The 13456-nt window shown below is 70.5% G+C and carries 11 protein-coding genes; 5 read left to right on the top strand and 6 right to left on the bottom strand.

Features of this window, described 5'->3' with window-relative positions:
• Positions 1-18 precede the first annotated feature (18 nt).
• The gene (locus ACQEVG_RS30220; RefSeq protein WP_432989606.1) at positions 19-2178 is read right to left on the bottom strand and encodes a SpoIIE family protein phosphatase; all 2160 of its coding nucleotides are present in this window, start codon (positions 2176-2178) and stop codon (positions 19-21) included.
• A 322-nt stretch (positions 2179-2500) separates the two neighbouring features.
• On the opposite strand from ACQEVG_RS30220, the gene ACQEVG_RS30225 reads away from it, so the two are divergent.
• From ACQEVG_RS30225 to ACQEVG_RS30245, 5 genes are all read left to right on the top strand, one after another.
• Positions 2501-3943 (top strand): glycosyltransferase 87 family protein, encoded by a 1443-nt coding sequence (locus tag ACQEVG_RS30225; protein ID WP_432989608.1) that lies wholly within the window; start codon positions 2501-2503, stop codon positions 3941-3943.
• 16 nt (positions 3944-3959) lie between these two features.
• Positions 3960-4526, top strand: coding sequence for a TetR/AcrR family transcriptional regulator (locus ACQEVG_RS30230; RefSeq protein ID WP_432989610.1), 567 nt, complete (start codon positions 3960-3962; stop codon positions 4524-4526).
• Positions 4527-4622: 96 nt separating this feature from the next.
• Positions 4623-6134, top strand: a complete 1512-nt coding sequence (locus ACQEVG_RS30235; RefSeq protein ID WP_432989612.1) for an MFS transporter — start codon at positions 4623-4625, stop codon at positions 6132-6134.
• A gap of 75 nt (positions 6135-6209) precedes the next feature.
• Positions 6210-6677, top strand: a complete 468-nt coding sequence (locus tag ACQEVG_RS30240) for an SRPBCC family protein (protein WP_432989614.1) — start codon at positions 6210-6212, stop codon at positions 6675-6677.
• Positions 6678-6780: 103 nt separating this feature from the next.
• A complete protein-coding gene (locus ACQEVG_RS30245; protein ID WP_432989616.1) occupies positions 6781-8133 on the top strand; it encodes a carotenoid oxygenase family protein in 1353 nt (450 codons plus the stop codon).
• A gap of 80 nt (positions 8134-8213) precedes the next feature.
• Here the strand turns inward: ACQEVG_RS30245 and ACQEVG_RS30250 are convergent, their stop codons facing one another.
• The 5 genes from ACQEVG_RS30250 to ACQEVG_RS30270 all read right to left on the bottom strand — a co-directional run bounded on the left by ACQEVG_RS30250 (position 8214) and on the right by ACQEVG_RS30270 (position 13451).
• Positions 8214-9422 carry an MFS transporter gene (locus ACQEVG_RS30250; RefSeq protein ID WP_432989618.1) on the bottom strand — a complete coding sequence of 403 codons (1209 nt, stop codon included), beginning with the start codon at positions 9420-9422 and terminating at the stop codon, positions 8214-8216.
• Between the two features lie 114 nt (positions 9423-9536).
• On the bottom strand, positions 9537-10535 hold the full coding sequence (locus tag ACQEVG_RS30255) for an ABC transporter ATP-binding protein (RefSeq protein ID WP_432989620.1): 999 nt from the start codon (positions 10533-10535) through the stop codon (positions 9537-9539).
• Entirely contained in the window at positions 10532-11536 is a 1005-nt protein-coding gene (locus ACQEVG_RS30260) for an ABC transporter ATP-binding protein (protein WP_432989622.1), read from the bottom strand. Before ACQEVG_RS30260 ends, ACQEVG_RS30255 begins: the two co-directional genes overlap by 4 nt.
• On the bottom strand, positions 11536-12522 hold the full coding sequence (locus ACQEVG_RS30265) for an ABC transporter permease (RefSeq protein WP_432989624.1): 987 nt from the start codon (positions 12520-12522) through the stop codon (positions 11536-11538). Before ACQEVG_RS30265 ends, ACQEVG_RS30260 begins: the two co-directional genes overlap by 1 nt.
• The gene (locus tag ACQEVG_RS30270) at positions 12519-13451 is read right to left on the bottom strand and encodes an ABC transporter permease (protein WP_432989627.1); all 933 of its coding nucleotides are present in this window, start codon (positions 13449-13451) and stop codon (positions 12519-12521) included. The genes ACQEVG_RS30265 and ACQEVG_RS30270 overlap by 4 nt, the downstream gene beginning before the upstream one ends.
• Between the last annotated feature and the right edge of the window lie 5 nt (positions 13452-13456).

Below are 13456 nucleotides of genomic sequence, written 5' to 3' on the forward strand. Positions count from 1 at the left end.
AAGCGCGACGCCGGCGGCTCAGGCCCCGTCGGCCGGAGAAGTGTCGAGTTCCGCCCAGATGATCTTGCCTTCGGCGGTGTAGCGGGTGCCCCAGCGTCGGGCCATCTGCGCCACGAGGAACAGCCCGCGGCCACCCTCATCGGTGGTGCGCGCATGGCGCAGCCGCGGGGAGGTGCTGCTGCTGTCGAAGACCTCGCAGATCAGCACGTCCTGCCTGATCAGGCGCAGCCGGATGGGGCCCGGCGCGTAGCGGATGGCATTGGTGACCAGCTCGCTGACGATCAGCTCGAGGGTGAAGGCCAGATCGGGCAGCCCCCACTCGTCGAGGCAGCGCATGGCCAGGGTGCGGGCCTCGGCCACGACCGCGGGATCGGACGGCAGATCCCAGCCGGCCACCTGGTCCGCCCCGAGAGCGTGCGTACGGGCGAGAAGCAGCGCGATGTCATCGTCGGCGGGACCCTTGAGCATCGCGTCCAGGACGGCCGTGCACAGTCCGTCCAGTGGCAGGTCCGGACTGGCCAGCGCCGCGCTCAGCCGCGCAAGACCGACGTCCACGTCCCGGTCGCGGGCCTCGATCAGGCCGTCGGTGTACAGCGCGAGGACGCTTCCCGCCGCCAGCTCGAATTCGGCGGACTCGAACGGCAGACCTCCCAGTCCCAGCGGCGGGCCCGGCGGCAGGTCGGGGAAGATCACCGACCCCTCTGGAGAGACGACCGCGGGAGGAGGGTGGCCGGCCCGGGCCATGGTGCATTTGCGGGTGGCCGGATCGTAGACGGCGTACAGACAGGTGGCACCGAGTACGGCGGAGGCCGGACTGTCCTCCTGCGACGATTCCTCGCCGATGAGGCTGAGCATCTGGTCGTCCAGATGGGCCAGCAGCTCCTCCGGCGGCAGTTCCAGGTCGGCGAGGGTACGGACGGCGGTGCGGAACGGGCCCATGGAGGCGGCGGCGTGGATTCCGTGCCCGACCACATCACCGACGACCAGGGCGACCCGCGCTCCGGACAGCGGGATCACATCGAACCAGTCACCGCCCACGCCGCCGGCGCGGGCGGGGAGGTAGCGCGATGCCACCTCCAGGCTGCTTCGCGTGGACAGCTTTCTGGGAAGCAGGAAGCGTTGGAGGGCGAGCGCCGTGTTGTGCTCCCGGGTGAACCGGCGTGCGTTGTCGATGCCGACGGCCGCTCGTGCGACGACATCCTCGGCGAGGAGCAGGTCATCCTGTTCGAAGGGACCGCGGCTCGGCCCGCGGACGAAGGTGGCGACGCCCAGCGCGTGGCCACGGGCGTCGGCTCTGACCAGCATCAGCGAACAGCCGCCGAGTCCGTGGTTCTTCCCGGCGGCGCGCGGGTCGGCGGCGAGCCATCCGCCGGTGTCGTCGTCCAGGACGGGGCACAGGTACGACGTGCCGTCACCAAGGCAGCGTGCGCCGGGCGAAGACGGCGGAAAGGCCACGGTCTGCCCGGTCTCCGCGATGGGCCCCCGCAGTTCCTCGGTGGCAACGTGCCTGCCCGCCCGGCGCAGCGGTTGCGTGCCGAGAAGAGGTCCGCGGCGCAGGGACTCACCCCACAGCACCGGGTCCAGCAGATCCACGGCGACGAAGTCGGCGAGCCGGGGTACGCAGCTGTCCGCCAGCGCCTGCGCGATGTGGATGACGTCCAGGCTCTTGCCGGTCTGCGTACTGACCTCGTTCACCAGGGCGAGCCGCTGCCGAGCCCGCCACCGGTCGGTGACATCGATGACCATGTAGCAGACACCCCGTACCCGGCCGAGCGTGTCGTCGAGCCGGAAGAACGAGGTCGAGTAGGCGTGCTCACGCTCCGGATCGGCCTGGGTACGCCCCCGGTACTCGATGTCCACCGCTGGCTTGCCCGTGTCCAGGACCTCCTGCATACAGGCTTCGATCGCATCGGCGTCCAGTTTCGGCAGCACATCGCGGAGCCGCTTCCCCAGCCGTTCCTCACGGGCGACTCCGCCGAGGCGTTCCAGCGCGTCGTTGATCCAGACGTAGCGCAGATCCGGACTCATCACGGCCATGCCCACCGGCGAACGGGCGAGGAACTGCCCCACGAGCGAATGGTCCACCTCCCACCACGGCTCTTCGTCGGCGTCGTTGCGCTGGAGTGTGAAGGAGGCGGCCAGGCCGTCCTGCCCGGCGGTGTCGTCGGAGGTGTTCATCACGCCACCTCATCCATGAGAGGCCGACGCCTGCGTAAGCGCATTCGTGCGACCCCTCCAGCATCTCACCGCGTCACGAGTCCCGGACCGCACCGATCCCGGCCGCCGGCCGCATCGCGCGCGCCCGTTCACGTCATGGCATCGCGTGAATCCTGGCGGTCACCTCGTACAGGTCGGACGGCTTGGCCACTGGGCCTTTCCCACCCAGGCGCAGCCCGCAGCCCGCGCATACGGCAGAGGCGACGTCCTCTCGGAACCCGCGGGGGAGAACGGGCGGTTCAGTGCCGAAAAATAGCGATAAACAGCGCTAAATTGCGGGTCCATGACGCAGCAGCAGACCGGCCTCGTCGGCAGCAACTCCGCCCCGGAGCGCGGCCCGGACACAGACGGCCCTCACCGGCAGCACCCCTCGCCCGTCGAGCCCCGTGCAACAGCCCGCGCCCGCGCCCGCGCCTGGGCGGCACGCCATGCCGACGCCTGGACGGCAAAGAAATCGATCGTCGCGCTTTACGCGGTCTGGACCCTCACCCGGCTATGCATGCTGCGTCTGCTCATCGAGGACAGCATCGGCGTCAGCAATGTCTCGGACGAGGCGAACTACCTCTATCCGCACTGGTACCAGCAGCTGACCGACGGTTCCTTCCCCGTCAACGACGTCACCTGGCAGTATCCGCCGGGCGCCGGCCTGGTGTTCCTGTCCCCCGCGCTGCTGCCGTTCCTCGGCTACTTCCAGGCGTTCCTCGTCCTCACGCTCGCCACCGACGCGATCGTCACCCTGGCGCTGGCCCGCCAGGGCCGGGGCCTCGCCGGGGCCTGGCTGTGGACCGGCGGCCTGCCGCTTCTGCTGAATGTGCCGCACGGACGGTTCGACATCCAGGTGACGGCCCTCGCCGTGCTGGCCCTGCTCAGCGCCCGACGCCGCCCGCGCCTGTGCGGGGTGTTCGCCGCGCTCGGCGCCATGGTCAAGGTCTGGCCGGTGCTCACCCTGATCGGCATGGAACGCGGGCGCACCAGCCGGGAGGTCTGGCTGTCCGCTGCCGCCGCCGCGGGGGCGCTGCTCGCCGTACTCGCCCTCGGTTTCCGGCACAGCCTCGGCTTCCTGCAGCAACAGGGCGCCAGGGGCGTGCAGATCGAGTCGCTGGGCGGCACCGTGCTGTCACTGATGCGGGCGTCGGGCATGCGCATCTGGATCGAATCCCGCTACGGCGCCCTGGAGTTCAGCGGCATGCATGTGGACACCGTCGCCCAGCTGTCCATGATGCTCACGGCTGCCGCCTTCGGCTGGCTGATGCTCTGGCGAGGCAGGGCTTCGCGGCGGACCACCGCGACACCGTTCGACGCCGCACTCGCCGCCGTCCTGCTGTTCACGGTCACCAGCAGGGTGATCAGCCCGCAGTATCTGGTCTGGCTGATCGGTCTGGCCGCGGTCTGCCTCACCTCCCGGCACACCACCCAGCGGCCGGTGGCGTTCGTGCTGCTGGCGGCGGCCGCCGTGACCGCGCTGGCCTTTCCGACCTACTACCTGGACGTCATGTACGGCTCGGCGCTGGGCAACACGCTGATGGTCGTACGCAACGGACTGCTGGTCGGCGCCGCGGTGCTGTCCTGCCGCCGTTTGTGGAAGGCGACGACAGGCGCGAGCGTCACGAAGGGCACGACTGGCGCGAGCGGTACGACGGGCACGAGCGGTACGACGGGCACGACCGGTTCCGAGGGCGTGGCTGTAGGTCTTCCTTCCGCCCGTGTTGACACTCGAAAAGAGTGAGTGTTTAAGTACTCACATGAAGACGGAACGGCAGCGCCAACTCTCCACAGCAGAGGAACGTCGCGAAGCGGTGTTGCGCACCGCCATCGGCGCCTTCGCGGCACGGGGCTACTTCGGCACCACCACCACGGAAGTGGCCAAGGCGGCCGGCATCTCCCAGGCGTATGTCTACCGGCTCTTCCCCAACAAGGAGTCGCTGTTCACCGCGGTCGTCGACCACTGCTTCGTCAGGGTCAGGGCTGCGCTGGAGGGCGGCGCCGCCGAAGCCAAGGGCAGCGCACCCGAGGTGGTGCTCGCCGCCATGGGTGATGCGTACGCCCGTCTGATCAGCGACAATGACCTCATGCTGGTGCAGTTGCACGCCCAGGCGGCCGCTGTCTCCGAACCCGCGATCCGTGAAGCCGTACGAGCGGGATATGCCCGCACGGTCGAGTACGTCCGCGGGGCCTCGGGGGGCGGTGAGCAGCAGATCCAGGAGTTCTTCGCCGTCGGCATGCTCTGTCACCTGCTCGTCTCCATCCGTGTGGGTGAAGTGGACGCGCCCTGGACGCGCACACTCGCGGCGGGGATCACGCACTACTGACAGTCGCCCGACGGGGCGGCCACCTTGCCAACCGGTTCGGTGGCCGCCTGTTTTCAGACCACTGGAGTGAGTGGTTAACCACACATAGGAGGTTTCGTGAAGTCGACCATCCCGGGCAGGCCCCGCACGGGGCCCGGCGCCCCGTCGGCAGCGCGCGGCGGAGCCGCCCTCGCCGTCCTGGCCGGTGCGCAGTTCGTGATCACGTTGAGCACGTCCGTCGTCAACGTCGCCCTGCCCCCGATCCGTGACGGGGTCGGTCTGTCCGACAGCGGTATGTCCTGGGTGGTCAACTCCTACGGACTCGCCTTCGGGGCACTTCTGCTGCTGGGTGGGAGGGCCGCCGACCTGGTCGGCCGGCGCCGGGTCCTGCTCGCGGGCCTCGCGCTCTTCACCATGGCCTCGTTCGCCGCCGGCCTGGCCACCACACCGTGGCTGCTGATCAGCGCCCGCACGCTCCAAGGCATCGGAGCTGCTGCTGTGGCGCCTGCCGCCCTCGCCCTGGTCATGCAGCTCTTCCCGCCCGGTCCTGGCCGCGGCAGAGCACTGGGGGTGTGGGGCGCCGTCTCCGGCGCCGGCGGCGCGGCCGGAGTCCTGGCGGGCGGACTGCTCACCGAGAGCCTGGGCTGGCCCTGGATCTTCCACGTGTCCGGCCTCGGCGCGGCCGTGGTGCTCGGCGCGGCCGCTGTGCTGGTGCCCGCCACACGGCTTCCCGTCCAGGCAGCCAGGCGTCTCGACCTCGCCGGAACGCTCGCCGTCACCGTCGGGCTCGTCACCCTCGTCCACGGCCTCACCGCCGCCCGGCGCGCCGGCTGGAGCGATCCCATCGTGCTGGGCTCCCTCACGGCCGCGGTCGTCCTGCTCTCACTCTTCGTCCTGGTCGAACGGCGCCATCCCGCCCCGCTCATGCCGCCGCGTCTGCTCTCCGAAGGACTGGTCGCACCGGCCAATCTCGTCATGACGCTGCTCGGCGCCGTGTGGGTCGGACTGTTCTTCTTCCTCCCCCTCTACCAGCAGCAAGTGCTCGGCGCCGGTCCGCTGGAGGCAGGACTGTCACAACTCCCGCTCGCAGCGGCGAACATGCTCGGCTCGTCCCTCGCGCCGCGCCTCGCCCGCCGGCTGGGACCGCATGTCACCCTCGCCGCCGGCCTGCTGACTCAGGCCGCCGGGCTGCTGTGGCTGGCCCGTATCTCCGTGCAGGGCACCTTCGTCACCGATCTGCTCGGCCCCACGCTCGTGATCGGCCTCGGCCTGGGAATCGCCTTCGTCCAGCTCACCGGCGCCGCTGTCACCGGCGTGCGGCCCGCCGACGCGGGGCTGGCCAGTGGCCTCGTCAACACCACTCGGCAGATCGGCGGCGCCGTGGGTCTGGCGGTGCTGAGCACCCTCGCCGCCTCGACCACAGCCACCGCCCGGCACCACCACCCCTACGCCCAGGCGCTCACCGAGGGCTACCGGACCGCGTTCCTCGTCTCGGCGGCCCTTATCGCCGCCGGGGCCGCACTCACCCCTCTCCTCGCAAGCCGATCGGCCCGACAGGCCGACGCGGACGAGAAGCCGGCGGAGCCCGGTCCCGCTCTGCCGAACCCCGGGCCCCGAGGCCGGCAATGAACCACCGCGAACCCCGAACCACGCACTGAACCACGTGCAAGAACACCTCGAAACACCTCTGAAGGAGAACGCGCCATGACCACGCACACTCCCGGCGACAAGCCCGCCCACACCATCGACGAGCACGCCCCCGTCGTCGTCCGCCTCTCGACGACGATCAACGCCTCGCTCGCGGACGTCTGGGACCTGCACACGGACATCGGCTCCTGGGCCGAGTGGCACCCGGACATCGACCGGGCCGACTTCGAGGGCCCGCTCGTCCCTGGTGCGTCCTTCACATGGCTGACCGCGGGCCTCGAGATCACTTCCACCGTCTACGAGGTCGTGCCCGGCCGGCGCATCGTCTGGGGCGGCCCGGCGCACGGCATCGACGGCGTTCACGTGTGGACCTTCGAGGAGGCCGACGGCGTGGTGAGGGTCCGCACCGAGGAGTCCTGGAGCGGCGCACCGGTCGAAGCCCAGCCCGTCGCAATGGAGCAGGCGCTCAGGCAGTCCCTGGAGAGCTGGCTCGGCCACCTGAAGGCCGAGGCCGAACGCCGGTAGCAGCGCGGCGGCGTCGGTCCGGAGCGGTCCGGAGCGGTTCGGGCCACGGCCGTCCCGCCCACGCACAACACCACACCACCATCACCGAGACGAGGTCTTCACGATGACCAGCAAGCCCTACCTGACCGGCCACTACACCCCCGTCACCGACGAGATCACCGCCACCGACCTCACCGTCGAGGGCAATCTGCCCCCCGAGCTGACCGGCCGGCTGATCCGCAACAGCCACAACCCGAAGCCGGGCGTCACCCCGACCCACTGGTTCAAGGGCAGCGGCATGGTCCACGGGATCCGGCTGCGCGAGGGCCGCGCCGAGTGGTACCGCAACCGCTGGGTGCACACCCCTGCACTGGACGGCGCCCCGTACATGACGGAGAAGGGCCCCGATCTGACCGCGAGCACGGCCGGAACGCACGTCATCGAGCACGGCGGACGACTGCTCGCGCTGTGCGAATCGAACCTTCCCTTCGAGCTGACGGCCGATCTGGAGACCGTCGGCGCCTACGACTTCGGCGGCAAGCTGACCTCCGCCATGACCGCGCACCCCAAGGAGGACCCGGCCACCGGTGAGCTCCACTTCTTCGCCTCCTCCCCGTTCCCGCCCTTCCTCATCCACCACGTAGCCTCGCCGGACGGCCAGGTCCTTCAGAGCCAGGAGGTCCCCGGGGCGAGCGCCGCCCTCAAGCACGACTTCGCCATCACCGAGCACTACGTCGTGTTCCTGGAGGGCTCGGTCACCTTCGACATGTCCGAGCACTCGGGCATCCCGTACAGCTGGAGCGACAGCCAGGAGGCGCGCATCGGCGTCATGCCGCGCGGCGCCGGCGGCGCGGACAAGGTCCGCTGGTTCGACATCCTCCCGGGGTACGGAATGCACTTCGCCAACGCCTACGAGGACGCGAACGGGCGCATCGTCGTCGAGGGCCCGACCGTGGGCCGCGAGGGCTGGCAGCGCTCCTGGAACTGGTGGGTCGGCGCCCCGGACCGCGGCGCCGAGCCCAACTCCGGCTCCCGCACCCGCCGTTGGACGGTCGACCTGGCGGCGGGCCGGGTCAGGGAGGAGCAGATCGACGACCTGACCGTGGAGTTTCCGACCATCAACGACGCGTACACCGGCCGCGAGCACCGCTATCAGTACGCCCTCTCCTTCCCCGACGACCTCGGCATCGGCAACCACACCCTCGTCAAGTACGACCGCCGCACCGGAGGCCGCCAGCTGCTGCCCGTCGGCAACGGACAGCTCCCCAGCGAGGCCGTCTTCGTCCAGGCCGAGGGCGCCACCGACGAGGACGCCGGCTATCTGCTGACGGTGGTCAGCGATCTGAACGCGAACGCGTCGAAGATGCTCGTCCTGGACGCCTCCGACCTGTCCGTCCCGCCGATCGCCACCATCCATCTGCCCCGCCGCGTCCCGGCCATGATCCACGGCTCGTGGATCCCCGACACCGCTGTCTGACCCGCCCGTCACCACGGCAGGCGCCGGACGCTGCGAAGCGTCCGGCGCCTGCTTCCCGTCGGCGGCCAACGGGCGCCCGGCTACGCCTCCGTGGGCGGCCTGAGCGCCGCGTATGTTCCCGCGCCCGCCGCCAGTAGCATCACGCAGCCCGTGAAGATCAGCCCGGCCTCGCGCAGCCCGAGATAGGTGGCCATGGCGCCGACACCGACCACCGGCAGCGAGATCCCGGTGTAGGCGACGACGAAGAACGCCGAAATGGTGCCGCCACGATGCAGTGCCGGGGCCGCGCCGCTGACCAGGGTGAGTGCCGCGCGAAAGGCCAGTCCCTGGCCGGCGCCGCCGCACAGGGCGCCCAGGACGAGCAGAACCAAGGATTCGGCGATCAGTGATGACGCCACCAACATCAGGCCCACCACGAGGACTCCGCACCCCACGGGGAGCGCGAGGCGCGCGCCGATCCGCTGGGTCAGGGACTGCCCGACGGTCGAAGCCAGGAACACCGAGAACACTACCGCGCCCGAAACAGCCAGGTTGTGCACACCCAGGGTCTGCGAGGCAAAGCTCGGCGCGACCGCCGTGAACAGCCCGAGAAGCGCGAAGCCGGCGAAGGCTGCCACCGCCGCGGGTGCGAACACACCCTTCACCTCCGGCGGCACCTTGATTCCCTGCGGCTGCAGAGGTGGCCATCGCTTCGGCTCCGTCACGGTCTCCGGCAGGAACCAGGTGATCCCGGAGGCCACCGCCACCAGCCCCAGGTGGACCCAGAACGGCAGCATCAGCGGCCACGGCGCGTACTGCGCGAGCAGCCCGGAGAGCAGTGGCCCGCAGCCCAGACCGCCCATGTTCGCGGCGGTGGCGGCGAATCCGGCCCGCGCCTTCTGCCCGGGGCCGGCCAGCTCGATGACGGCCGCTGTCGCCGCGCCGCTCAGCAGGCCGGCCGCGAGGCCGGAAAACAGCCGCCCTGCGAAGAGCAGCGGCAGACCGCTCTCCAGGAGGAAGCATCCCGCGCTCGCGGCCGACGAGGCCATGGCGATCAGGAGCACCGGTCGGCGGCCGACCTCGTCCGAATAGTTTCCCGCCACCAGCAGCACGGTGATGACCGCGACGGCGTACACGGCGAAGACAACGGTCACCATCAGCTCGGAGAAGCCGATCTGTTCCTGGTAGAGCCCGTACAGCGGTGTGGGCAGGGTGGTCCCGGCCATCCCGATGGCGAACACCAGGGCCGCTGCCGCATAGCCCGGTCGCCGACCACCGCCTGCGTTCACTGCGCCCTTGCGAACGATCACGCGCCTCACCCTACGAGCGCCCCCTGGCTGCCGTAGCCAGGCGCGAGGCGGCACGCGCCAGGACGGAACAGTGGTGCCCCGGATCCGTGGGGCGGATCCGGGGCACCACCGTGTTCAGGCCGCCTCGGGGAAGTGGCAGGCGACCTCCCGCGGCTCGCCCGGTGCGGCGATCCGCAGCAGTGGTGCCTCGGTGCGGCAGAGGGCCTGGGCCTTGGCACAGCGCGGGTGGAAGGTGCAGCCCGGTGGGGGAGCGGCCGGGCTGGGCGGGTCGCCCAGGAGCGTGATGCGCTCACGGGCCCGCTCGGCTGCGGGGTCGGGCAGGGGCACCGCGGAGAGCAGTGCCCGGGTGTAGGGGTGGGCGGGGGCGGCGTACACCCGTTCCTTGTCGCCGATTTCGACGATCCGGCCGAGATACATGACGGCGACCCGGTCGCAGACCCGCTTGACGACCGAGAGGTCGTGGGCGATGAAGAGGTAGGCCAGGCCGAGCTCCTGCTGGAGGCGTTCCATGAGGTTGACGATCTGGGCCTGTACGGAGACGTCGAGGGCGGAGACGGGCTCGTCGGCGACGACCAGCCGGGGGCTGGTGGCGAGCGAGCGGGCGATGCCGATGCGCTGGGCCTGGCCGCCGGAGAACTCGTGCGGATAGCGGTCGATGTGCTCGGGGATGAGTCCGACCAGGTCCATCAGCTCGGCCGCCCGCTTGCGTGCTGCTGCCTGAGAACTCCCTTGCGCCAGAAGGGGGTCGGAGATGATCCGGGCCACGGTCTGGCGCGGGTTGAGGGAGGAGTGCGGGTCCTGGAAGACCATCTGGAGTTCGCGGCGCAGTGGCTTGAGTTCGCGCTGGGACAGGTGACTGATGTCGTGGCCGTCGTAGGTGATCGAGCCGGTGGTGGGTTCGAGGAGCCGTACGATCATGCGGCCGGTGGTGGACTTGCCGCAGCCGGACTCGCCGACCAGGCCCAGCGTCTCCCCGGCGGCCACATCGAAGCTGATGCCGTCGACGGCTCGCACGGGATCCCTTCCGCGGCGCTTTCCCGGGAAGGCCATCGTTACGTCCCGCACGCTGAGGAGTGGCCGCCCGCTGGGGAGTGGCTGAACTGTACTGCTCATGAGGCGACGCCTTCGTATGCGGGGAGGTGGCAGGCGGCCGGATGCTCGGCCGGTCCGGAGAGCAGGGGCCGTTCGGTCTCGCAGCGCAGCCGCTCGCTCTGCGAGGCGCCTGCCGCCCGGGCACAGCGGGGCGCGAACGCACAGCCGGGGGCGGGCGCCAGCAGGGACGGCGGGCTGCCGGGGATGGCCCGCAGCGGTTCGTCGTCGCTGTCGTCGAGCCGGGGCAGGGAGTCGAGCAGCCCACGGGTGTAGGGGTGGGCGGGGGTTGCGAACAGGGCGTCCACCGGGGCCTGTTCGGCCGCGCGCCCGCCGTACATCACCAGCACCTCGTGGGCGACCCGGGCGACCACCCCGAGATCGTGGGTGATCATGACGACGGCGAGGCCGCGATCCTGCTGCAGCCGGGCGATCAGTTCCAGGATCTGGGCCTGGACGGTGACGTCGAGGGCGGTGGTCGGCTCGTCCGCGATGAGGAGTTCGGGTTCGCAGGCCAGCGCCATGGCGATCATCACGCGTTGGCGCATCCCGCCGGAGAACTGGTGCGGATACTCGCCCGCCCGGCGTGCCGGCTCGGGGATGCCGACCTCGGCGAGCATCTCCACGGCCCGTCTGTGGGCCACCGCACGGCGGGAGTTGAAGTGGACCCGGTGGTGTTCGGCGATCTGCTCGCCGACCGTGTAGTACGGGTGGAGGCTGGAGAGCGGGTCCTGGAAGATCATGGCCATCCGGCGGCCCCGCAGCCGGTTCATCTCCCGCTCCCCGAGCCCCAGCAGCTCCTGTCCGTCGAGGCTGATCGAGCCCGTGACCTCGGCGGCGGTGTGCAGCCCGAGCACCGCCATCGAGGTGACGGACTTGCCCGATCCGGACTCGCCGACGATGCCCAGGGTGCGGCCCCGGTGGACGTCGAAGCTGAGCGAGTCCACGGCCCGTACCGGCCCCCGCTTCGTCGCGAACGTGACACTCAAATCCCGTACGGTCAGCAGAGATTGGTTTGGCGTCATCAAAACCTCACCCTCGGGTCGACGACGGCGTACAGCAGGTCGACGGCCAGGTTGGCGACGACGATGAAGGTGGCGGCGAGCAGTGTGACCCCGAGGATGACCGGCTGGTCCCCGCTGGAGAGCGCACCGTAGAAGAGCCGGCCGATGCCCGGGAGTCCGAAGATGGACTCGGTGATGACGGCGCCCGCGAGGAGCCCGCCCAGGTCCATGCCGAAGATGGTGAGGATCGGCGTCATGCCGGCCCGCAACCCGTGCTTGACGACGACCGTGCGACGCGGCAGGCCCTTGGCGCGGGCAGTGCGGATGAACGGCTCCGCCATCGTCTCGATCATCGAACTGCGGCTCTGGCGTGCGTACATGGCCGCGTAGAGGATGGCGAGCGCCAGCCACGGCAGGAGCAGGTTGGTCGCCCAGTGGACGGGGTCGCTGCCGAAGGACACGTACTGCGGATAGGGGAACAGCCCCGCCACCCGGATCAGCCCGTAGATGAGCATCATCGAGGTGAAGTACACCGGCACCGAGGCGGCGCCGACCGCGCCGATCATCAGGACCCGGTCGAGAAGGGTGTCCTTGCGCAGGGCGGCGGTGACTCCGGCGGTCAGGCCGAGCACCAGCCACAGCACCGCCGCGCCGAACGCGAGCGAGGCGGAGACCGGAAGCCGGTCCATCAGCAGGCCCCAGACGGACTCGCTGTTCTCGTACGAGTAGCCGAGGCACGGGAAGCCGCAGTGCAGCGCGTACTGGCCGCTGCCCAGGCTGCGGCCGGTGAAGACGCCGCTGAGGAAGTCCCAGAACTGCACCCAGATCGGCTGGTCCAGGCCCATGTGGGCGCGGATCGCCGCCAGGCGTTCGACGCTGCACGACTTGCCGCAGGCCGCGGCGGCCGGGTCGGAGGGCAGGACGTAGAAGATCGTGAAGGTGACGGCGGCGATCGCGATCAGCACGCCGATCACACCGAGCAGCCGGCGGCCGAGGTAGCGGGTCATGTGCGGCTTCCTCTCGGGTCGAGGATGTCCCGCAGCGCGTCTCCGAGGAGGGTGAAGGCGAGCACGGCGAGGAAGAGGCAGATGCTCGGTATGACGAAGTACATGGGATCCGTGTCGTAGAAGGCGACGCTCTCGGCGATCATCTGGCCCCAGGAGGGGGTGGGCGGGCGGACGCCGACGCCCAGATAGCTCAGGGCCGCTTCGGTGGCGATCATGCCCGGGATGATCAGGGTCGTGTACGCGATGACCGGCCCGGCGACGCCCGGGAGGATGTCGCGGGTGAGGATCCGCCAGGACCCCGATCCGCCCACCCGGGCGGCGTCCACGTACTCGCGGTGCTTGAGCGACAGCGTCTGGCCGCGGACCACGCGGGCGATGCCGGGCCAGCCGAACAGCCCGATCACGGCGGTCATCAGCACGATCCGGTTGACGTCCTTGGCCACCGACATCATCGCGATCATGAAGATGAGGGAGGGGAAGGACATGGTCAGGTCCATGATCCGGCTGAGGACCGCGTCGGTGCGGCCGCCGAAGTAGCCGGCCGCGATCCCGGCCGCCGTGCCCGCGACCACGACGATCGCGGTCGCGGTGAAGGCGATCAGGAGGGAGACCTGGGCGCCGTGGACGACCCGGGCGAACAGGTCGCGGCCGGTGACGGGTTCGACGCCCAGCCAGTGATCGGCGGAGATCCCGCCGAGCGGTCCGAGCGGCAGCCCGCCCAGGTAGGGGTCGACGGCGGACTTGTCGAACTCGTCGGGCGACCAGCCGCCCAGTGCGCTCAGCAGGGGTGCGGCGGTCGCCATGACGACGAGGAGCACGACGACGACGAGGGAGATCTTGACGGAGGTGCGGCGGCGTAGTTCCGCGCGGGCCAGCTGCCAGGGGCCGCTGCCCGCCGGAACCTCCACCGGTGCGGTTGCGAGGGCCATGATCC

Source organism: Streptomyces sp. CA-135486 (genome assembly GCF_050936555.1).
Taxonomy (GTDB): domain Bacteria; phylum Actinomycetota; class Actinomycetes; order Streptomycetales; family Streptomycetaceae; genus Streptomyces.